Source organism: uncultured Succiniclasticum sp., from assembly GCF_902793885.1.
In the GTDB taxonomy this organism is placed as follows: domain Bacteria; phylum Bacillota; class Negativicutes; order Acidaminococcales; family Acidaminococcaceae; genus Succiniclasticum.
Genome location: NZ_CADBFF010000003.1, coordinates 1 through 21807, shown reverse-complemented (window position 1 = coordinate 21807; position 21807 = coordinate 1). Strand labels below are relative to the sequence as shown.

The 21807-nt window shown below is 45.6% G+C and carries 18 protein-coding genes, 2 pseudogenes and 1 riboswitch; of the genes and pseudogenes, 1 reads left to right on the top strand and 19 read right to left on the bottom strand.

Features of this window, described 5'->3' with window-relative positions; all coding sequences use genetic code 11:
- Nucleotides 1-77 precede the first annotated feature (77 nt).
- The 13 genes and pseudogenes from rpoD to QZV31_RS02060 form a co-directional block, all read right to left on the bottom strand.
- Nucleotides 78-839: pseudogene (gene rpoD / locus QZV31_RS12975) on the bottom strand (RNA polymerase sigma factor RpoD); the annotation flags it as partial.
- Nucleotides 840-1370: 531 nt separating this feature from the next.
- Nucleotides 1371-1751: pseudogene (locus tag QZV31_RS12970) on the bottom strand (sigma-70 factor domain-containing protein); the annotation flags it as partial.
- A gap of 1063 nt (nucleotides 1752-2814) precedes the next feature.
- The gene (dnaG, locus tag QZV31_RS02110) at nucleotides 2815-4611 is read right to left on the bottom strand and encodes a DNA primase (RefSeq protein WP_295357456.1); all 1797 of its coding nucleotides are present in this window, start codon (nucleotides 4609-4611) and stop codon (nucleotides 2815-2817) included.
- Between the two features lie 238 nt (nucleotides 4612-4849).
- The gene (locus tag QZV31_RS02105; protein WP_295357453.1) at nucleotides 4850-5839 is read right to left on the bottom strand and encodes a deoxyguanosinetriphosphate triphosphohydrolase; all 990 of its coding nucleotides are present in this window, start codon (nucleotides 5837-5839) and stop codon (nucleotides 4850-4852) included.
- Nucleotides 5840-5857: 18 nt separating this feature from the next.
- Nucleotides 5858-6682: a pyruvate, water dikinase regulatory protein gene (locus tag QZV31_RS02100; RefSeq protein WP_295357450.1), complete on the bottom strand. Its 825-nt coding sequence runs from the start codon at nucleotides 6680-6682 to the stop codon at nucleotides 5858-5860.
- Nucleotides 6675-7337: a helix-turn-helix transcriptional regulator gene (locus QZV31_RS02095; RefSeq protein ID WP_093729704.1), complete on the bottom strand. Its 663-nt coding sequence runs from the start codon at nucleotides 7335-7337 to the stop codon at nucleotides 6675-6677. Before QZV31_RS02095 ends, QZV31_RS02100 begins: the two co-directional genes overlap by 8 nt.
- 163 nt (nucleotides 7338-7500) lie before the next feature.
- Nucleotides 7501-8679, bottom strand: a complete 1179-nt coding sequence (gene metK, locus QZV31_RS02090; protein ID WP_295357444.1) for a methionine adenosyltransferase — start codon at nucleotides 8677-8679, stop codon at nucleotides 7501-7503.
- Nucleotides 8680-8744: 65 nt separating this feature from the next.
- Nucleotides 8745-8854: riboswitch (SAM riboswitch) on the bottom strand.
- 145 nt (nucleotides 8855-8999) lie between these two features.
- Nucleotides 9000-10202 (bottom strand): bifunctional phosphopantothenoylcysteine decarboxylase/phosphopantothenate--cysteine ligase CoaBC, encoded by a 1203-nt coding sequence (gene coaBC / locus QZV31_RS02085; RefSeq protein WP_295357441.1) that lies wholly within the window; start codon nucleotides 10200-10202, stop codon nucleotides 9000-9002.
- Nucleotides 10203-10215: 13 nt separating this feature from the next.
- Complete coding sequence (gene rpoZ, locus QZV31_RS02080) at nucleotides 10216-10398, bottom strand: DNA-directed RNA polymerase subunit omega (RefSeq protein WP_093729703.1); 183 nt, start codon at nucleotides 10396-10398, stop codon at nucleotides 10216-10218.
- 29 nt (nucleotides 10399-10427) lie between these two features.
- Entirely contained in the window at nucleotides 10428-11063 is a 636-nt protein-coding gene (gene gmk, locus QZV31_RS02075; protein WP_295357436.1) for a guanylate kinase, read from the bottom strand.
- Nucleotides 11060-11323 carry an extracellular matrix/biofilm regulator RemA gene (gene remA, locus QZV31_RS02070; protein WP_093729579.1) on the bottom strand — a complete coding sequence of 88 codons (264 nt, stop codon included), beginning with the start codon at nucleotides 11321-11323 and terminating at the stop codon, nucleotides 11060-11062. The genes gmk and remA overlap by 4 nt, the downstream gene beginning before the upstream one ends.
- Nucleotides 11324-11341: 18 nt before the next feature.
- Nucleotides 11342-12241: a YicC/YloC family endoribonuclease gene (locus QZV31_RS02065; RefSeq protein WP_295357430.1), complete on the bottom strand. Its 900-nt coding sequence runs from the start codon at nucleotides 12239-12241 to the stop codon at nucleotides 11342-11344.
- Between the two features lie 17 nt (nucleotides 12242-12258).
- Nucleotides 12259-12945: a hypothetical protein gene (locus QZV31_RS02060; protein ID WP_093729577.1), complete on the bottom strand. Its 687-nt coding sequence runs from the start codon at nucleotides 12943-12945 to the stop codon at nucleotides 12259-12261.
- Between the two features lie 140 nt (nucleotides 12946-13085).
- Here QZV31_RS02060 and QZV31_RS02055 point away from each other — a divergent pair, with 140 nt between their 5' ends.
- Nucleotides 13086-14837: an NFACT family protein gene (locus QZV31_RS02055; protein ID WP_295357427.1), complete on the top strand. Its 1752-nt coding sequence runs from the start codon at nucleotides 13086-13088 to the stop codon at nucleotides 14835-14837.
- 161 nt (nucleotides 14838-14998) lie between these two features.
- Here the strand turns inward: QZV31_RS02055 and QZV31_RS02050 are convergent, their stop codons facing one another.
- The 6 genes from QZV31_RS02050 to QZV31_RS02025 form a co-directional block, all read right to left on the bottom strand.
- Nucleotides 14999-15757, bottom strand: coding sequence for a hypothetical protein (locus QZV31_RS02050; RefSeq protein WP_295357424.1), 759 nt, complete (start codon nucleotides 15755-15757; stop codon nucleotides 14999-15001).
- Nucleotides 15758-15932: 175 nt separating this feature from the next.
- The gene (locus QZV31_RS02045) at nucleotides 15933-16334 is read right to left on the bottom strand and encodes a hypothetical protein (protein ID WP_093729574.1); all 402 of its coding nucleotides are present in this window, start codon (nucleotides 16332-16334) and stop codon (nucleotides 15933-15935) included.
- A 149-nt stretch (nucleotides 16335-16483) separates the two neighbouring features.
- Nucleotides 16484-18133, bottom strand: a complete 1650-nt coding sequence (locus QZV31_RS02040) for an iron ABC transporter permease (protein WP_093729573.1) — start codon at nucleotides 18131-18133, stop codon at nucleotides 16484-16486.
- Nucleotides 18130-19284: an ABC transporter ATP-binding protein gene (locus tag QZV31_RS02035; RefSeq protein ID WP_295357418.1), complete on the bottom strand. Its 1155-nt coding sequence runs from the start codon at nucleotides 19282-19284 to the stop codon at nucleotides 18130-18132. Before QZV31_RS02035 ends, QZV31_RS02040 begins: the two co-directional genes overlap by 4 nt.
- Before the next feature lie 116 nt (nucleotides 19285-19400).
- On the bottom strand, nucleotides 19401-20450 hold the full coding sequence (locus QZV31_RS02030) for an extracellular solute-binding protein (protein WP_295357415.1): 1050 nt from the start codon (nucleotides 20448-20450) through the stop codon (nucleotides 19401-19403).
- Between the two features lie 155 nt (nucleotides 20451-20605).
- Entirely contained in the window at nucleotides 20606-21427 is an 822-nt protein-coding gene (locus tag QZV31_RS02025; protein ID WP_295357412.1) for a nitroreductase family protein, read from the bottom strand.
- Between the last annotated feature and the right edge of the window lie 380 nt (nucleotides 21428-21807).

Genomic DNA, 21807 nt, shown 5'->3' with positions numbered 1-21807 from the left:
AAACCCGCTTCAGAAAAACTATCTGAAGCGGGTTCGTTTTTTAACTGAAACGTGTCGTGTTTACTTTTTAAAACAGTTTACATTCTTGGTTTCTTGTCGGTATCTTCATCTGTATCAGCCACAAAGGCACGTAACTGGCTGCTGCGTTTACTGCGCAGCCTGCGCAATGCTTTGGCTTCAATCTGACGGATACGTTCACGGGTAACGCCAAAATGCTGACCCACTTCTTCCAGCGTACGCTGCCGTCCGTCATTTAGGCCAAACCGAAGCTCCAGTACTTCTCTTTCACGACTGCTTAATGTGTCGAGTACTTCGTTCAATTTTTCACGTAACAGCGAAAAAGATGCTGCATCTGCCGGAGCCGGAGCATCATGGTCTTCGATAAAGTCGCCCAGATGGGAATCTTCTTCTTCTCCAATCGGTGTCTCCAGAGAAACGGGTTCCTGGGCAATTTTCATGATTTCCCTCACCCGGTCTTCCGTGGTCTCCATCAGTTCCGCAATTTCCCGCGGAGTCGGTTCACGCCCTAATTCCTGTAACAGCTGACGGGACACGCGGATCAGCTTATTGATGGTTTCCACCATATGCACCGGAATACGAATGGTCCTGGCCTGATCGGCAATGGCACGTGTAATAGCCTGACGAATCCACCAGGTTGCATACGTACTGAACTTAAAGCCCTTATTATAATCAAACTTTTCAACAGCTTTAATCAGTCCCAGGTTTCCTTCCTGAATCAGATCCAAAAATAACATGCCGCGTCCCACATACCGTTTGGCAATACTTACGACCAGACGGAGATTTGCTTCTGAAAGGAAACGCTTTGCTTCATTTCCCTGCCGCTTAATCTCTTCCAGTAAAGCCGAAAACTGTGATTTTATTTCCACGAGACGCTGCGCGTTCTTTTTATCTGTCCTGTACACTTTACTTTTGGGGCTAATCGTTTCCAAACGCGTATTGATCCACGCCTCGGATGCAGCAATCAGCTTGCTGATCTCATTCAGATTATGCGGTTCAGGCTCGTTGTCCTCTTCCCGTTCCGGGCATTCCTTTTCCCAATCCGCACATTTCAGCTTTTCGTCTTCCAACAAGCTGATGAAACGGCCACGCTCATTCTTCGTAAACTGGACGGTATCTGCGACAAAATCCGCAACACTGTACTTTTCACCGCTTTTCTGTTTTTCACTAAACTTACGGAACGCAACAGGAATAGAGCGCATATCTGTAACGGCTTGTTCTGTTGCTAACAGATCGTTTAACTTCTGAAAAGCGTCTTCGAATTCCTTTTTCGTTTTAAATTTTAAAGGTTCATCCGATTTTTTATGGGCCTTACCAATCCGTTCAATCTGTTTGCTTTTATCCATGCGCTTGGCCAGCTCTATTTCGTCTTCACTCTGCAACAGAGGAACGCGGCCAATTTCTTTCAGGTACATGCGCACAGGATCATCAATGTTAACGCCGTCGGGTACAGTCATGGAAGATGCAATTTCAGCTTCGGTAATTTCTTCCGCTTCTTTCTCTGCCTCTTCATCTTCAGCCGGCGGTAACAATGTGTCTTCATCTTCATCCTGCGGATAAATAATATTGATTCCCTTACTCTGCAGATACTCCATCATAAAATCAATCGCTTCCGCAGAATTTACAGATGGAGGAAGGGTATCGTTCACTTCACTGTCCGAAAGAATATTGCTGTTCGCTTTCGCACGGGACTCCAATTCCAACAGTTTTTCTACAGGAAAACCTGCAGGCATCATGGCAAGCAGTTCCTCACTTGCTTCTAATATCGGTTGTACTACTTCAAAACTTTCTGCTTTTTGCTTTTCAGGTTCTGCCAGCTCATTTTTATTTTTCTGTTTTAATGCCTGCTTATCTGCAGGAGAACTGTTTTTGGGCGCACTTATCTTTTTCTCAGCAGCCGGTTCTTTTGCAGAAGGCTTATTTACCGCTTTCTTCCTGTTCTGACCTACATTTGCTACCGAATTTATCTCGTCGTTATCTGTTACTTTTGCTGCTGCCTTTTTCGCAGCTGCTTTCGTTTCCCTGACAACTTTTACTTCCGCTTTTTCGGTATCTGTCGGCGTAGTTTCCGGTTTGGCCTTTGACTTTTGGGGTTCAGCTTTAGCAATCGCTTCCAACTTCGCTACAGGCTTTTTAGCGGAATTTGCTGTAGATTTTTTGGTTGCGACAGCTTTAACCTCAGACTTCTTTTCTTCGGCTTTGACTGCCGGTTTCTTGACTTCTTTAAGCGCAGGTTTCTTTTCTTCGGCTTTAACTTCCGGCTTCTTTACTTCTTTAGCTGCAGATTTCTTTACTTCCTGTTTAACTGTAGGTTTCTTAGTTTCTTTACCTGCAGTTTTCTTTTCTTCTACTTTAACTGTCGGTTTCTTTACTTCTTCAACCGCAGATTTCTTTATTTCCTGTTTAGCCGACGGTTTCTTTGCCGTTTCCGGCTTGGCAGCAGACTGCTTTGCGTCCTTCGGTTTAACCTGAAGCTTTTCCGAAATCTTTTTATCAGTCTCAACCTTTTTCGTCGTTGCTTTTTTTGCCTGTTTTTTAGCCTCTTCCGGTTTGGTTTCTGCAATACCTGCAGGTTTTTTTGCTTTAACAACAGGTTTCTTCACATCAGGTTTGACTGAAACCTTTGCAGGTTCCTTCTTCGCGGTCTTTTCCGGCATCTTTTTGGATATTACATCCGCTGCGGGTTTTACAGCCGCCTTCTTTGCTTTGCCATCCTGTTTTACCGCTTTTTTCGGTTTCACTGCAATCGTTTCTTCTGCAATTTCCATATTCAGTTTTTTGTTGGATTTCTTCTTGTTAGTTGCCATACAGATTTGTAATCTTCCCTCTTAACTCATTGCATATTTTTATCTCTTCATGAAATCTAGGATCATTCATGCTTGCATACGTATCTGCAAGGCGCCTGTGATCCTCATAGGCACGCTGTAAAAAATTCTGCTGCATCTTACGGATACAGTCGTCCGCAATCCGCTTCCGGTCTTCTTCATCGGTTGCAAAATCTTCTCCAGCCAAAATTCTTGCGGTTTCCGTATTGATATCTGCGTCACCAGCTGCAAACAAGCTCTCTTTGACCATGGAAAAATCAGCGTTTTCCAATTTGCAAATTTTTTCATAGATGCTCTGACGGACAGGCGACACAAAACCAATCTGCTGTAAGATTTCCCTGTAAAAATCTATCATGCCGGAATACCGGAAGAATAACAATAACAAATTACTTTCTGCCTGCTCCAGTACGCTGGGAACAGGCTTCGAATATTGCCCGGAAGCCTGGGGAACCGTATTGTTGCGGAACGAACGCGCCACAACTTTTTTCCTGTATTCCCCCCTGATCAGGCCTTCATCGATGACCAGTTGCTGCGCCAGGAACTTAATGTACCCGGCAGCTTCTATCTCTGTACTGCACTCCTGCAGGTACGGAATTATATTCGACACACATTGAACTTTTCCTGCCAGATCCGAAACATTATTTTTGGAAATTGTGTAACGGATCTGAAATTCTGTGCCATTCCATGCGTTTTTAACCAGGTTTTCAAAAGCATCTCTGCCAACACGGCGGACATATTCATCCGGATCCTTGCCTTCCGGCACATTCAGCACCCGGACCGAAAGCCCTGCCTTTTTGGCAATACTGACTGCCCGTACCGCATTGCGCCGTCCCGCGTCGTCGCTGTCATACGCAAACACAACATTCTCTGTAATACGGTGAAGCAGTTTCGCATGCTGCTCGCTAAACGCAGTCCCCAAGGAAGCTACGACCCGGTTAATTCCGGCTGCATGAAGGCTGATGGCATCCATGTAGCCTTCCACGATAATCGCTTCCTTCGCTTCACGAATCGGCTTGAGGGCCACATCCAGGCCAAACAAGGTCTCCCGTTTCTGAAAGATATCGGTTTCGCCTGTATTCAAATACTTTGGCAGACCGTCGTCCATCACGCGGCCTCCGAACGCGATCACTTTTCCCCGCGGATCCTTGATAGGGATCATCACCCGGTTAACAAAAAAATCGCTGTAATGACCATTCTTATTCCGTATCAGCCCTGCAGCGGCAAGCTGTTCCAACGTACAGCCTTTTTTCACCATGTTCGTCTGCAGCGCATTAAAAGACGGCTGGGAAAAGCCCAGGGAAAAACGTTCAATAATCGTATCGGTAATTCCCCTGTTATGAAAATATTCCAGCGCTGCCAATCCGGCTTTAGTTTTATGCAGGCACGCAGAAAAATAGCGACAGGCCAAGTCGTTAATCCGGTACATCTCTTTTCGTTTTTCTTCCCTGCGCACATCAGCCGCCGTCCGATGCGATTCGGGAACGGGGATATTGGCACGAGCAGCCAACGACTTGACTGCTTCCGGGAATGTGCTGTTCTCTATTTTCTGTACAAAGGTGAATACATCTCCGCCGGTATGACAGCCGTAACAGTAAAAAAACTGTCGTTCCTTATCCACACTAAATGAAGGTGTCTTTTCCCCGTGAAACGGACAGCAGGCCCAATAGTAACGCCCTTTTTTCTGCAGCGAGATGTAACCGCCAATGACATCGACGATATCAGAGCTGTCTTTTACCTGTTTTTTAAAATCTTCATACTGCTGATCCATCAATCGTAGGTTCCTTATTATCGAATTTTAATTACTTATTCTATATTTCATAAAAAAATCCTCTTTTTTCACGCAAAAACACTTGACACTTTAGTTTATGAAACACTGATTAATAAAAAACGTAAGCGACTGTTTTGTATTCAGTCGCTTATCCGCTGCTCCTGTTATGAAATTCAATAAGACTCTTTCATCAATATCTTTATATAAAAACACGGATTCATTTTATTAACTGTTTCTTTTATTCGCTGACCTTTGGCACAAAGTGCTGATTGAACATCCTGACAGCGCTTAAATCTGTCAGCCCTGCCACATAATCCACAATCGCCGTCATTTTGCCAAAGCGGTCAAAATTCAACTGAACATCTTCCGGAAGCAGCTGCGGCTCCTTTTCATACATATCCAGCAGACTCATGATCACGTGCTCTGCTTTCTGGTGTTCCTTTTCCAGTGCAGGGCATTCATACACATAAGCAAACATAAAGTCGCGGAACTCCTCGACCGCTTCGTCATAATACGAATCTAAAATTATTTTATCTTTACCGGCAGAGCATTCAACGATATTGTGAACCAGTATATCCAGAATCTGGGTTGGCTGTGTTCCCAAACGCATGGCCACAATCCCCGGCAGTTTATCAGGGCCGGCCAGCCCGACCCGGATACTGTCATCCAAATCGGAACACAAATAACAGATACGGTCGCACCGGCGTACAATAGCGCCTTCCAGTGTACCCGGGAGTTTTTCCCCGGTATGACACAAGATGGCATCCTGCACTTCCGCAGTCAGATTCAGACCTCGTCCCTGCCGGCCATAATACGTAACCACCCGGATACTTTGCTCGTTATGTGTAAAATGACCCGTATATTTATTGATGGCCCGCTCCCCTGCATGACCAAAAGGCGTATGTCCCAGATCATGGCCCAGTGCAGCAGCTTCAATCATATCTTCATTCAGGCGCAACGCACGACCGATCGTACGGGAAATCTGTGAGACCTCCATGCTGTGGGTCAGACGGGTACGGTAATGATCGCCCGGTGACAGATAGACCTGGGTTTTATGCTTCAGGGACCGGAACGCTTTACTGTGGATAATACGGTCCCGATCCCGCTGGAACGCAGTGCGCAAATCATCCTGCGGCTCCTCGGACAGACGGTGGGAAGCTGCGCTCTTGCAGGCCCAGGGCATCAGATTTTTCTGTTCCAGCCCTTCTGTATATTCTCGAACATTCATAATCAGTATAACTGCTCCTTACCGGCGGGCTGCATTATTCTTATAATAATAATCCAGAATAATACCGGCAGTCTCTTCAATAGCGCGATTCGACACATTGATAATCATACAGTGTACCCGCCGCATGATACCTTTGGCATAGTCCAGTTCTTCGTTGATACGATCCACATCTGCATAAGTAGCATCTTCAGAAAGTCCCATTGCTTTCAGACGGGTCATACGGATATCGGTCAGTTTGTACGGATCGATCAGGAGACCGATAATTTTATGATGCGGTACCTTGAACAGTTCCGGTGGGGGAACGACTTCCGGTACTAACGGGACATTAGCTACTTTAAGCTGTTTATGGGCCAGGTACATGGACAACGGCGTTTTCGATGTACGCGATACACCGATAATAACAATATCCGCCTTCAAAAGGCCCAACGGATTCTTACCGTCGTCATACTTAACCGCAAATTCTACCGCTTCTACACGTTTAAAATATTCATGGTCCAGTGCATGAATCAGCCCCGCCTGGTTTTTGGGAAGCAATCCAGAATTCTTCTGGATTGCCCGCAACATAGGACCCAGAACATCAACCACCTGTATCTGCAATTCCACAGCTCTGTCCGCAAGATGCTCACGAAGGCGCGGGTTTACAATCGTATAACACACCACGGCCTTATGTCGTACAGCTTCTTCCAGTGCTTCGTCAATTTGTTCCTTATTATTTATATAGGGAACCCTTATCACATCAAACTTTGTTTCCGTAAACTGGCTGACCGTTGCCTTAATGACAGACTCCGCCGTTCCGCCAATTGAATCTGACAATGCGTAGATAATCGGGTTGCTTTCAGTCATGATGACTCACTTCCCTTCCCTCTGCAATATCAACAAACAGCCTTGTAAAATTCGTTTTGGTAATCCGGCCTACAATCTCATAGTCTTTTGTTTTTTTATCGACACAACGAACCACGGGAAGGCTGTCGATTTGATTATCAATAACCTTCCTTGCCGCAGCAGCTACCGTCGTATCGGGAAAAACCATAACCATTTTTGAAAGCGGTGTCATCGCCATGACGACAGGTATCGTCTTCATATCACCATTACTGTTGGTAGCCAGTTTCAGAAGATCTTTACGTGAAACAACACCAACCAGCAGATTTCTCTCATCCACTACATAGACCGAGCCAACATCGGCTACAAACATGCTGATTATAGCATCATATGCACTTTTTGAATTTTTGATTACGACCGGCGATGACTGGATATCAGATACCAAAATAACAGAAACCTCTTCCGTCAGTAATCCCAGCGTACTTTTGCCATTAAAGAAATAGCCGACTTTGGGGCGTGCGTCAATCACGCCGCTCATGACCAAAATGGCCAGATCGGAGCGCAACGCCGCCCTTGTCACATTTAATTTATCCGCAATGTGCTGTCCTGTAATAGGACCTTCCAGCCTGACAATTTCCGCAATTTGTTTCTGTCTAGATGTTAAGCCTATTTTACTCAGTCCTTTCAAGCGCCATGCGCAACCCGGTCTCCCCGACTTTAATAACTATAGTACTGTACATTTTTTTAGCTTCAGGGCACATATAAGATACTATAATATTCGTGCACCAGCTATTTAATATACACTAATTATAGTATTTATTTTCTGTTTTGTAAAGAAACTGCTAAATTCCCGCCTGTTCTTTTAATGCTGCCGCTTTATCTGTGTGTTCCCACGGAACATCAATATCGGTCCGCCCCATATGTCCGTAAGCAGCAGTCTGTTTGTAAATAGGACGGCGCAGATCCATGCTGCGGATAATACCCGTCGGACTTAAGGAGAAGTTTTTGCGTACCAGTTCTGCAATCTTGTCGTCTGCAATGACGCCGGTACCAAAGGTATCCACCAAAATAGAAACAGGCTGCGCTACACCGATCGCATACGCCAGCTGGATCTCACAACGCTTTGCCAGCCCTGCCGCCACAATATTTTTTGCCACATAACGTGCCGCGTACGCAGCGGAACGGTCCACCTTGGAAGGATCCTTACCGCTGAACGCGCCGCCCCCATGACGGGCCATACCGCCATAGGTATCCACAATAATTTTACGTCCAGTCAGACCGCTGTCCCCCTGGGGACCGCCAATCACAAAACGGCCGGTAGGATTGATAAAGTATTTGGTATTTTCATCCAACAGTTCTGCAGGTACCACTTCCTTGATAACCAGTTCAATCATATCCCTGCGGATCTGTTCCTGGGTTGCATCGGGATCATGCTGGGTGGAGATGACAATGGTATCTACGCGAACCGGTTTTTCATCTTCATATTCTACCGTAACCTGGGTTTTTCCGTCAGGGCGCAAATAGGTCAGCGTCTTGTTCTTTCGAACTTCGGTAAGCCTGCGCGCCAGTTTGTGGGCCAGAGAAATCGGCAGCGGCATCAGCTCCGGTGTTTCATCACAGGCATAACCGAACATCATGCCCTGATCTCCGGCGCCGGTTTCATCTTCCGCAGCTGCTCCCTCTTTTGCTTCTAATGCTTTGTCTACACCCATAGCAATATCACTGGACTGTTCGTCAATGGAAATCAACACACCGCAGGTAGAACCATCAAAACCATATTTTGCTCTGTCATAGCCGATTCCCAAAACCGTATCACGGGCAATTTTGGGAATGTCCACAAAACAGGTCGTCGAAATTTCACCTACGATATGGATCTGACCGGTAGCGACTACGGTTTCACAGGCAACCCTGCCATTAGGGTCTTCCGCTAAAATTGCATCCAGGATCGCATCAGAAATCTGATCGGCAATTTTATCCGGATGTCCTTCCGTAACGGATTCTGAAGTAAATAATTTGCGCATTTTTATGCTCCTTTCCTTAAAAAAAGATGCCCTCGCACATGTGAGAGCATCTTAAAATTATTATGATCTCATCTTGCGATTTCTCGTAAGGACTTAGCACCGTTTGACAATCTTGCAATTGCAATGGTTGCTGCGGCTTCACTGGGCCAGTTCCCTCCACCGCTCGTGATGAGCTTTATTTAATTATCGTAACCATTATAACAGAAATTTTTTGCAATGCAACCGTTTCACAGTAATTTCACAGCAGAAATATTTTTCCGGTTTTAAAAAACAATTAACAATAAGCGAAACAATCATAAACAGTAACACCCTCAAACAGATCAATGCCGTTTTGCCATCACACGGTCCAGCAGGATGGAAGCTACCTCATCTTTGGAAAGAATCTCCAGTGCTTCCACTGTTCCGTCCGGATACAAAAACTTGACAATGTTGGTATCCGTATTGAAGCCGGTGCCTTTCAGCGAAACATCATTGGCAACGATCATATCCAGATTTTTCTTTTTCACTTTATTCGCCGCATTTTCAAGCAGGTTTTGCGTTTCCGCCGCAAAGCCCACTAAAAATTGTTGCTTTTTCATACCGCCCAGTGTTTTCAAGATATCAGGATTTTGATCCATCACGATGGTCATTCCGTCTTCCGGGTGAATTTTTTTGATTTTCTGATCCGCTACAGAGCGCGGCTTAAAATCAGCAACCGCGGCAGCTTTGATCACAATATCCGTATCCGGATACACGGCAAGACAGGCATCCAGCATCTGCTGCGTCGTTTCCACCCGAACTACCTTGGCATAGGGCGGCGGCGTCAAAGCGGAAGGACCTGTGATCAACGTCACGTCCGCACCCCGCAGCAAAGCCTGTCTGGCGATGGAGTATCCCATCTTTCCACTGCTCCGGTTCCCAACAAAGCGCACCGGATCAATCGGTTCACGGGTACCGGCCGCTGTAACCATTACTTTCAGGCCACGCATATCGCCTTCCCGCTGTGCCAGAAAGCGCTCCAGATACGCGATGATTTCCGGAACTTCCGGCAGACGGCCGGCGCCGGATGTACCGCAGGCCATTTCCCCGCTGGCGGGTTCCATAACGGTAATTCCCCTGCTGACCAGTGTTTTCAGGTTATCCTGAGTAGCAGGATTCTCATACATGCCCGTATTCATAGCCGGACATACGATTTTCGGGCAGGAAGCTGCGAGGAGTACAGTACTTAGCAAATCATCAGCCAGACCGCAGGCCATTTTAGCAAGAATATTCGCCGTAGCCGGCGCCACCAGGAGCAGGTCTCCCCAGTTTGCCAGGGCAATGTGCTCTACGTTAAATTCATCCCGTCCGTCCCACATGGAAACGGCACACTTGTGCCCGCTGATTTCAGCAAAAAGCAACGGGGAAACGAATTTCGCCGCATGCTCCGTCATGACAACACGAACCTCGGCTCCCTGTTTCCGCAGCTTGCTGACAAGGTCAACCGCTTTAAAAATGGCAATACCGCCTGTTACGCCAAGAACAATCTTTTTCCCTTTCAGCATAATCATTGCTCCATTACTTTTTACGGGTATAGGTTATTTTTTTCTCGCCAACTTCCTTCAATGCGATGCTGACCTCTTTTCCGGGAAGAGACTGGCCCGGTTTTGTCAGTTCACGCGCACGTTTGGCAGCCAGTATAGCCAGGGTATACTTACTGTCAACCATTGTCGCCAGTTTATCAATTGAGGGATTCACCATGCTCATAATTATTCCTCCTGTAAAACAAATTACTTATTTTCCTGTTTCTGTAACATCTTATCAACCAAAAAAAATGTACGTCCTGCACGATAACGCTCTGCTTCCAGCAAGGTCAAAACACGCTTCGTTGCTTTTTCCGCTACATCATTGACGATAATATAATCGTACTCACTGGCATAGCTCAGTTCGCTGGTTGCCGCTTTCAGGCGCTTTTCAATTACATCTTCCGCATCCGTACCGCGTTTATAGATACGGGCGCGCAATTCTTCCAACGAGGGCGGCACCACAAAAATAAATACGCCGTCAGGAAAAACCTTTTTAATCTGAAGCGCACCCTGGATATCAATTTCCAGCAAAACATCTTTGCCTTCATTCAGCAAATTCATTACATAAGGCTTCGGCGTACCGTAATAATTACCGTAAACCTGGGCGTATTCCAGCAGTTCGCCCCGGAATATCATGTCCTTTACCTGGGCAACGGTTTTAAAAAAATAGTCCCGGCCGTCCACTTCTCCTTCTCTGGGTTCCCGTGTCGTAACAGAAACCGAATAGGAAAGCTCCGGCAGTTCTTTACGCAACAGACTGCATATCGTTCCTTTCCCGGCGCCGCTGGGTCCGGATACGACAAGCAACAGTCCCTGTGGTTTATCTGACTTATTTTTCATTGTGGCTCCATCTCCTCCGTATCCGGATTAAACCGATTTGCGACTGTTTCCGGCTGTATCGCCGACAAGATTACATGGCTGCTGTCGGTAATGATAACAGCGCGCGTCTTTCTGCCATACGTGGCATCAATCAGCAGCCCTTTATCCCTCGCCTCCGAAATAACCCGTTTGACCGGCGCTGATTCCGGACTGATCACCGCAATGATGCGATTGGCAGAAACCATATTGCCAAAACCGATATTGATCAACTGAATACTCATACCTGCTCCTGTTCTACATTATTCAATGTTCTGGACCTGCTCCCGTATCTTTTCAATTTCGGCCTTTACGTCCACCACAATTTTTGCCAGTTCAAAATCATTGGCTTTTGATGCAATGGTATTGGCTTCCCGGTTAAACTCCTGAACAAGGAAGTCCAGCTTGCGCCCAACCGGCTGGCCGGCATCCAAAATAACCCGGAACTGACGGATGTGACTCTTCAACCGCACAATTTCCTCTGTAATCGCTACCCGGTCTGCAAAAATGGCAACTTCCTGAAGCACGCGGTCCGGATCTGCCGTAATCTTTTTATCTGCCAGTAAGGCATCCAGCCGTTCGTTCAGCTTAGCCTGATATTCTGCTACTACCTGCGGAGAACGTTTTTCGATTTCCAGCACATTGCGTTCAATCAACTCCAACCGCTTATAGAAATCTGCCGCAATATTATTGCCTTCTGCCTCCCGCATGGCCACCAGCGCTTCCACCGCCTGGTCCACAGCCTGTTTAATCTTAGGCCAGTAGGCGTCGCAGTCAAACAGTCCTTCTTTTGCAGTAATCACTTCCGGGCAACGCGCCAGATACAAAATTTCTGCCTGCTCACTGATGGACGGAGACGGGATGCCAATCGCCTGCCCTACCTCCTGCAGGGCATTATGATAGGCTGCCGCCAGCGCTTTATCAACAGTCACATTCACCGCGCCCTGATCCGTGTATCTGGCAGTCACAAAAACATCAATACGGCCTCTGGATACAGAAGCTAAAATCGTTTTGCGGATCTTGTCTTCCAACGGATTCAGAAAATGCGGCAAACGGATTGCCGTTTCATTATAGCGGTGGTTGACAGACTTGATTTCAATCGTAACAGAAAAGTTTTCCTCTTCATAACATCCCCGGCCAAAGCCGGTCATGCTTTTAACCATTGTGTGGTCCTCCCATCTTAGCGGATTGATGCCGGATCCACATCAAAGCGGCGTTCTCCGCAATATTTGTCAGAAATTAAAATGGAATACCGCTGTGACGGGTTAAACTGTGAACTGTCAAAATAAAACTGCATTTCAAGAACAGCAATTTTTTCTGTGTTTGCCTTGTTCTCTTCTTTTTTTTCATTCCTTGTCAGCTGTTTTCCGTCATCGGGTTGCGATCCGTTATTACCTTTTTCCTGCTTTGTAACACGGTTGATCATCTCGTGATGTAAATACGTGGATGCATACGGCGCCAGCACGGTTTTATCCTGTACCAGTTTCACCGAATACTCTCCTTCCTGCAAAACAACAGGCGTATTCAGTCTTGCCCCGATCAGGGTAATTCCCTCATACTCCTGAATTGCTTTTCTGATTTCTGCCAGTTCCGGTACCCGCGAGTCTTCCACCTTATCCCGGGCATGAATCGCGGCCAGCAAATACGGCGTATACACAAAAATCGTTTCATTCTGCCGGTAGGGGTTTTTCAAAGAGCGTTCCGGAATAAGCCAGGGATTGGTCAGCTGATACAGCGTTTGCTTATCCTGCTTGCTGGCAACTCCGTACTGGATTGCTTTCATCATATTTTCATCTGTCATGGGAGTCAGTGCAAAACACTGTGCCACAAAGCTGCAAAATAAGAGCGTAAGGAAAACTTTTTTCATAACGATTCCTCCGAAAGATATTTTGTACGAAATATGATATACTTGATAATAAATACAGAAACTGTACCGATATTATAAACCATTGTGGAAATGAACGCAACCAAACAGTCAAATAAATTAAAGAAAAAGGAAGAGACATTATGAATTTGGAAGGTATTACGTTACATTCACTGACAGCGTATCTGAAACAGGAAGTCACAGGAAGCCGGATTTACAAAATCGGTATGCCGTCAAATCATATGGTGTATTTTTCCCTGAAAAGGGAATCTGACACAATTCATTTTATTATAGACGTCAACCCTGCCTCTCCCGCCATCCGGCTTACAACCGAAGCGCCGGACAATCCGCAGGAGCCTCCGGCTTTCTGCATGCTGCTGCGCAAACATCTGGAAGAAGGAAGAATTACCCGGATCCGTCAATATGGACTGGACCGTGTGATCGAACTGGAAATCAGCCTGTTAGGAAGAAGCAGTCAGATCCTTACAAAACAAATTATCATTGAACTCACAGGCAAAAACGCCAATCTGATTTTTGCGGAAAACGGAAAGATTCTGGACAGCCTGAAACATGTCAGCCCTTATATGAACTCCGTTCGTGTAATCCAGCCCGGATATGCCTACAACCCGCCGCCACCACAGCCAGGGTTGGATATTCTGACTGTTTCTCCGGCAACGATCGTTGCTGCCATCCCCGATGAAGTGACCAGTTCATTATGGAAGCAGCTGGTCAAAGCAACCACCGGTATCGGCAAGGCTTCTGCGTTACAGCTTCTTTCCGCCGCAAACATTCCGTTAAGCGCTACCTACCTCACACCTATGGACCGAAACCGCCTGATTTCCGTAATTACTGATTTACAAAAAAAACTAACAGAAAAAAACATAACGCAACCATTTACTGCCATTGTCACCAAACGTAATCAGTGCCAGACCATTTTCCCTTACGAGATTGCTTATGTTCCGGAAGACTGCCATTCTGAATTTTTTCCCAATATTAATGAAGCATTATGTTATGCAGCCCGGTTACAGCCGGCAAAACTGCCCGAGCAGGAAGTATTACAGAAAGCAATTCAGTCCGAGTTACGAAAAACCGATAAAAAAATCAGCGTTTTGCAGCAGGACCTGTCCCTTTCCAACGATGCGGAAAGGTACCGTGTCATGGCCGACAGCCTGATGGCTGCACTGTATCAGGTTCAAAAGGGAGCCGCTTCCTGCACGATTCCCAATATTTATGACGGCACATCTCTTCCGGTAGCCTTATCTCCCATACTGACCCCCGCTGAAAACGCACAGAAGTATTACAAAAAATACAATAAACTGAAACGGGCCCAGGAAGAAATCGCTATCCAGTTAGCCGAAACAAAGGAGATGCAGAACTATCTGGAAAGTGTGGAAGAAAGCCTGCATTTCGTAACCACGAGACAGGAAACGGAAGAAATTAAAGAAGAGTTGCAAAGAGCAGGCATCCTTCCTGTTCCCAAACGAAAAACACCAACCTCCGTCAAATCATCGCCTGTTCAAATTATATTTTCTGAGTCAACCACAATTTACATCGGCAAAAACAATCGTCAAAATGAAGATGTGACTTTCAAAATCGGTACGGGCAGCGATCTCTGGCTGCATGTACAGAAAATCCCCGGCAGCCACGTATTACTGAAAACCATCCTGCCCGAACCGGAGCCGCAAGCATTGGAAGCCGCCATACAATTAGCCGCCTGGTTCAGCAAGGCCCGCGGCAGCAGCCAGATTCCCGTAGATTGTGTGCCCCGGCGTTATGTGAAAAAGCCGTCTGGCGCGAAACCGGGTTTTGTCATATTTACAAATCAAAAAACATTCTATACCACGCCGGACGAGGAATATATCAACCGCTTATTACAAAAGAACAAGGCAAAATGATTATCCAAAATAATGTCATCTAACTGAAATGATTCAACACGATCCATTCCATGCAAATCGCCCTTAATATGGTAAATATCATTTTTCAGCAGGAAGAATAAAATACCGCAGCATTCAGAAAAAACTGAATCCCTGCGGTATTTTTTCATCTGAAACACAACTTAATGTTTGGCTACAATTAACCTCGTCAGTTTTCCGTCCGTTAATTGCATAAACTGGTTATATTCATGCTTATGATCAGGCGTAGGATCGTACCGCATAATGATAAACTTTGGATCGGTACGATCGTCCAACGAAGCAAGTTTGCCTTTGTAACATTCCAGCACTTCTGCCTTTGTCATGCCAATCTGAATTCCGCTTCCCGTCTTGTACCCATTTCCGGTCATATAATACGCATCCGGTCCATAGGACGGAGGCAACGGTTTTCCATCGGTTTCACCATGATCCCTGATTTCGTTGAACACAAGACCGGAATACTTAAATTCTGTTAAGCCGGCGGTCTGCTTCTTCTCAATCGGTTCTCCCAGTATCACCGCAATTTCTTTCCAGCGGCATCCGATGCCGACACCCATCACAGCATCGCCTTTAATTTTTGGAGCAACAGCAGCTTTCATCCATTCTACATGATCCTGTTTCAATGTTTTACGTAATTCTTCAGTTTCAGATTTAAATTTGGTGTCCGCTTTTCCATACTTTTCGCCCAATTCTTTAAGCCTGTTGTCTATTTGTTCCAAACCAGCTTTGTGTTTGTGTGCTAACTCATCGATTGCTGCATCCAGCGCCTTTCCTTCCAAACCTTCCGGAATTTTAATCAGTTGAACCTGTTTCAGTTCATCCAAAATCTGCGCTTTCTCCTTATTATATTTTTCTTCTTCCCCACAACCCGTAACAAACATTGCTGCCGTAATCAGAAAAAACATAAATAAAAACAACAGCCTGCGACGGGATCCTTGCAAACAATTCATGTGTTCCAACCTTTCAGGATCAATTTGGAAGCTCTGCCAAACCCGTTTGCCCATGTATCTGCAACAAGCATACAAACAAAGATAAGCAGAATGTTCCCTTTAAAAAATATAAATCAGAATGACCTTCCGTTTATACCTCTTCTCCTGAAGGAGCTGCTTTATGCGGCATCAGGTTTACCCATTTCACAAACTCATCCTGATCTAGCTGTACCACAAACCGTAATCCGTTTTCCATCTGGGCAGCCACCACGTGCCAGGTTTTGTTGTCTCCGCCAAGAATCGCGCCGGCCAAAGCGCCCAACGGGCCAAAAATAGCCAGTCCTACGATACCCCAGCCGAGGCTGAATTTCTTTTCGTTTTCCTGCGTCACTTCTTCATAAAATGAAATATTGTCTTTAATTCCGATTTTCTCTGAAGAAAAAATACCGGTAGAAACATTTAACACAAAATCATTGTTTAACAAACCCGGAGTTATCAGTTCAGCCTTAACCTCTTCCTGCTGACTGTCCGTACCGCCTAAATATTTTGCCATATCGGATTATCCTCCTTTACTTCCCTACATTGAGTTCATTATTTTAATCTTATTCTATTTCTTTGCTCTTGCTATAGCGTAATTATTATAACACTATCAAACAGTTAATATCTTGACTTTTATGTGAAAAGATTTTTGAAAGCCGAGTGTTAAACGCTGACATCTTCGTTATGCGTGAGCCGGAAGAAAATCAGTAACGAAACAATGGAAGTCAGGGTCAGAATGGTCGAATAGGCAGCTGCGTTGCCGAAATTGCTGCGGATGACTTCCGCGTAAATCGCAACCGTCAGGGTGCTGGTACTGCTGGTATACAAAATGATGCTGGAACTTAATTCACTGATCAGGGTAATCCAGCTCATGATCGCGCCGGCCAAAACACCCGGAAGCATCATAGGTACCATGATCTTACGGAAAGATTTAAACTCGCTGGCGCCCAGACTGACTGCCGCTTCTTCCACACTGGGAGAAATCTGGGAAATAATTGCCGTGCTTGAACGGATCGTATAAGGCATACGCCGAATCGTCAGGGAAATGATGATAATCAGAGCGGTACCGGACAAGACCAACACCCCTGAATTGAAGCCCGACAGCAATGCAATACCTAACACAGAACCCGGAATAATATACGGGAACATGGTCAGCGTATCCAGGATATTTGTAAGCAAAGAAGGTTTACGTGCAGTAAGATACGAAATCAGGATACCCAAAACAACGACAATTCCGATTGCGCAAATACCGAAAGCATAGGTATTAAAAATAGAAATATTGTCTTTGGAGAACAGCGTATTCTCATAATTCATAAAAGAAAACTTTCCGGTATAAACCGCGCCGCCTACGGTTTCCAGGAAAGAAGTGAAAATAACCGTCAGCTGCGGAAGCATGGCAATAAATGCCACTCCGTATACAAACAGATACGCAAAAAATTTCTGGCTTCCTTTTGCATACACCGGCTGCATAGGCTTTAACGCCGTCATAGCGTAAGAATAATGTTTTGCCATCATACGCTGCAGGAAGAACAGGAACAACGTAATGACGACTACAATCACGCACAAGGCCGCCGCGAAATGATCGTCCGTACTGACTTCGCCCATGAACTGTGTGTAAATCAGGACCGGGAACGTTTTAAATCCTTCCCCAATCAGCATAGGCGTACCAAAATCGGAGAATACCCTCATAAAGACCAAAAGCGAACCTGCCAGCAATGAAGGCATAACCAGCGGAAGGATAATCCGGGTCACACGCTGGAAGGCATTGCAACCCAGGCTTTCCGCCGCTTCATTTAAGGAACTGTCCAAATTTTTCAAAGCGCCGGAAACATACATGTAAATCAGCGGAAACGACTGCAGCGAAAAGACCAGGACAATGCCAGCAAACCCGTAAATGCCGCCGAATTGGATACCAAAAAGACTGTTAATCAACTGCGTGATAAATCCATTGCGTCCCAGCAGCTGGATCCATGCATACGCACCGATAAAAGGCGGTGACAAATACGAAATGACAATTAAAATATTGACATATTTGCTGTAAGGTATTTTAAAGCTGCGGAGTACATACGCCATAGGCAAACCGATAATCGCCGCCAGCAGCGTAGCGCAAACCGTTACCTTGAAACTGTTGACCAACGTGCTCCAATAGAACTTGCGACCAAAAAACTTAGTAAAATAATCAAAGGTCAGCGCATGTGTTTCCGGATCCACTACACTCTGGTACATAATTAAAAATAGCGGATACACGACAAACAAAAGGAAAAAGCATAATATTACCAATGTAAATCCGGTCCAGATGTTTGGCTTCTTCATGCGTCTTCACCACCAATTCGCCTGCCATTTATGTCTTCTGTCTGAATAATCAGCGAGCGCATTCCATCCTCTGTAAAAACATTGATGCGTTCTGCTTCAACACGCAATTTAACAGCAGTATGATTCGGAATGATCCGTCCCACGTCCGAAGGCGTAATCACTTCCACTTCCTGACCGTCGGACATGGTCAGGAAGTAATGGGTAGAAATGCCCAGGAATACGCTGTAATTCACAACTGCGTCCAGACCTTCCCCATCCATGTGTACCGTAAACTCTTCCGGACGGACGGCAACCGTTACAGGGATATCTGCCGTTCCACAGACGGCAGCATATTCGGAAACAGCTGCAGCATCCAGCGTCTGCATGGGCACCTGGTATTTTCCGAAGGAAAGAACCTGCTGCGCCCCGTTTTTCCGGATAACCGCTTTAAAAATATTTGACAGGCCAATAAATGTAGATACAAAACGATTGGCCGGTCGTTGATAAATATATTGCGGCGATCCTACCTGCTGGATGACGCCGTCATGCATTACGGCAATACGGTCCGAAACAGCCAGGGCCTCTTCCTGGTCGTGGGTCACATACACTGTGGTAATGCCGACCTGCTGCTGAATGTTTTTGATTGCATTCCGCATTTCCACCCGCAGTTTTGCATCCAGGTTAGATAACGGCTCGTCCATTAGCAGTACCTGCGGATGAATCACAATAGCCCTGGCCAGCGCAACACGCTGCTGCTGACCGCCGGAAAGTTGTGTAGGCATTCGGTCTTTCAAGTGTCCAATCTTGACTACATCCAAAATCTCAACAACGGACTTTTCAATTTCTGCCGCCGGAACTTTCCGTTGCTTCAAGCCAAAAGCCACATTATCGAAAACAGACATATGGGGAAAGATTGCATAATTCTGAAACACCATGCCCATGTTCCGCTTGTTGACAGGAATATCGTTAATTACCTTACCATCAACTTTAATCGTTCCGCCTTCAATGGAATTAAAGCCGATAATCATACGTAATAATGTTGTTTTTCCGCAACCGGATGGACCTAATAATGTAAAAAATTCTCCCGGATGGATTTTCAGAGATAACCCGTTGATTACGGTTGTATCCTCATATTTTTTAATTACATTATCAACATCAATTGAAACGCTCATCACCATTCTCCTTACCATAAATACAAAATGGCGCCAATTCATATATTGGCGCCATTCATAGCTTCAGCACAAATTGATTACGGAATGACCCCGCAGTTCCTTATGCCGTTTTACAACTACATGGATTTTTCCAGATGTTTGGTAAATTCCTTGGTGAATTTTTCTTTGTTTTCGGAAACCCACTTTTCATTAAATTTCGGAGCAATTTTGATCTTGCTGGCCGGCGTCATATAGTCTGCCAGTTTGGCATTCTTACGAAGCGGACGAACCGTTAACGTGGTTCCAACCAGATTCTGGATCTTGTCGCTCAGCATATAATCAACGAACTTCTTTGCATTTTCAGGATGCTTGCAGTTTTTGATAATCTGTACAGACTGGGGAGCGTACAAAGCGCCTTCTTTCGGGAACACAACTTCAACCGGAGCGCCGCTCTTAACCAACGTAGCTGCCGGATCTTCCCAGGTCAGACCTACAATATATTCTCCGCCTGCCACACCTTTATAAACCTGGCTGGAGCTGTTCATCATCTTGCCGTTCAGCTGTTTCAGGAATTTATCACAATAATCCCAGGCTTCTTTGCTGAACGGATCCCCGTTGCCCATATCATACAGCATAACAACCAGAGACTGGAACGCAGAAGAAGAGTTTACCGGGTCTCCGAAAGCAATTTTGTCTTTCAACGCCGGATTCAGCAGATCGCCGAACCCTTCAATCTTCATATCGCCTTTCATCTTCTTATTTACAATCATAACTGTCGGATCAGAAAATGCCGGAGTGAAGAGTTTTGTTGTATTACGGAATTCCTCCATCATGTTCGGATCTTCTTTGGAAACATATTCCATAAAAAGTTCTTTTTTGGAAGCTAACATGGCTTCACTGCCGGCCCACAATACATCACCCAGCGGGTTCGCTTTTTCGGAAGCTACACGCTTCACAACTTCGCCCGTACCGGCAACGACAACGTTTACTTTAATTCCTGTATCTTTTTCGAAGTTCTTGATTACCGCATTATTCAGGCTTTCACTGCGGGCAGTATATACTGTCAGTTCTTTTGCCGCATTATCCGCTTTCGTACCTTCAGCTTTTTTATCACCGCCGCCGCAACCGCTGAACAACATGGACAGTGACAATACTGCTGTTGCTAAAAATGCTACTGATTTTTTCATGTTCTCTTCCTCCCATTTTTAACAAGCATTCTAAACAAACATATTAAATGATTGTTTAGCTACAAAATAATTATAACACTTCATATTGAATATCTCAAATACAAATTCCGACAAAAACAACCTGTATCTCCTTACGAAATACAGGCTGCTGTTTTCTACTCCTTAAATTCGCATTTCAGATGCTGGCGTTCCGGCATCAGCTTATACTTAACCCGTGGATAGCCTACCATCATACATCCCACCAGTTTCTGTTTGGGATGAATCCCAACCAAATCCAGTAGCGGTTTGTAGCCGGCAATACCGCAGGCCTGAATGAACCCGGCAATTGTCGTTCCCAGGCCAACAGCCGGCGCAAACAGTTCCGCATAAGCCAGACATTGCTCGCTGTTGCTGACACCGGTCACATTCAGACGCCTGGTTGATACAAAGATGAGCATCGGTGCATTACGCCCGATAATATCCACCTTTTTTTCATGAAACGTATGCAGCACGGCTTTAAAATACCGTTTGTTGACCGTTCCTTTTTCTACTTCTTCGGCCATCCAGCAAGCGGTCGCCCTACGAATCGCAGCCAGCGTGTCCGGATTGGATATGACCGTAAAATACATGCTCTGGCTGTTACCCGCAGTGGGCGCATAGCGGCAGATATTCAACAGTTTTAAAACATCCTCCTGTTTTGGCGGCTGCGGTTTAAACAGTCGCACACTGCGACGGGATCGGAGAAAATCGTAGGCCTGCTGTTCCGAAATAACAGAAGCAGGAACCGGGACCATTTCTTCCCGCGGCGTATACTTATTATCCATGGCTCCTGTAGGACAGATCGCCACGCAATGGCCGCAACTCATACAACCGCGATCCACATGACATTCCGGACCGTTCTCTCCCATATCCAGAATACAGGCCGGGCAATCCGCCACACACAGCCCGCACTTTACACATTTATTCCGATCAACTCTTATTAAATCTAACACCGGCACTCTACCAGCCCTCCAGATAAAATGTATTCTCTGCGTTCTTCCACTTTTAATTCAGGATAAAACGATATTATGTATTATATCACATCTCAGAAAAAATGCGAATTCTTTTCGTCAACCTCATCCAGAAACGAATTGTTAATAACATGTATCTTCAGGTCGGATAACTTCGCCAGGCGGACATTGCGTCCGGTCAGTTTAGTGACCGGAAAATTTTCGTCAGGCCAGTGATGGCGCGGGTTTGGAGCCTGCTCTCTGTTATATAATATAGACAGTCTATATGTTTGATAAGGTACAATAAGTTGCGCAAAATTAAATAGACATGGTGTAAATCCTTTTGTAGAATTAAGTTACCACACCAAATCAACAAGGAGGATTTACCC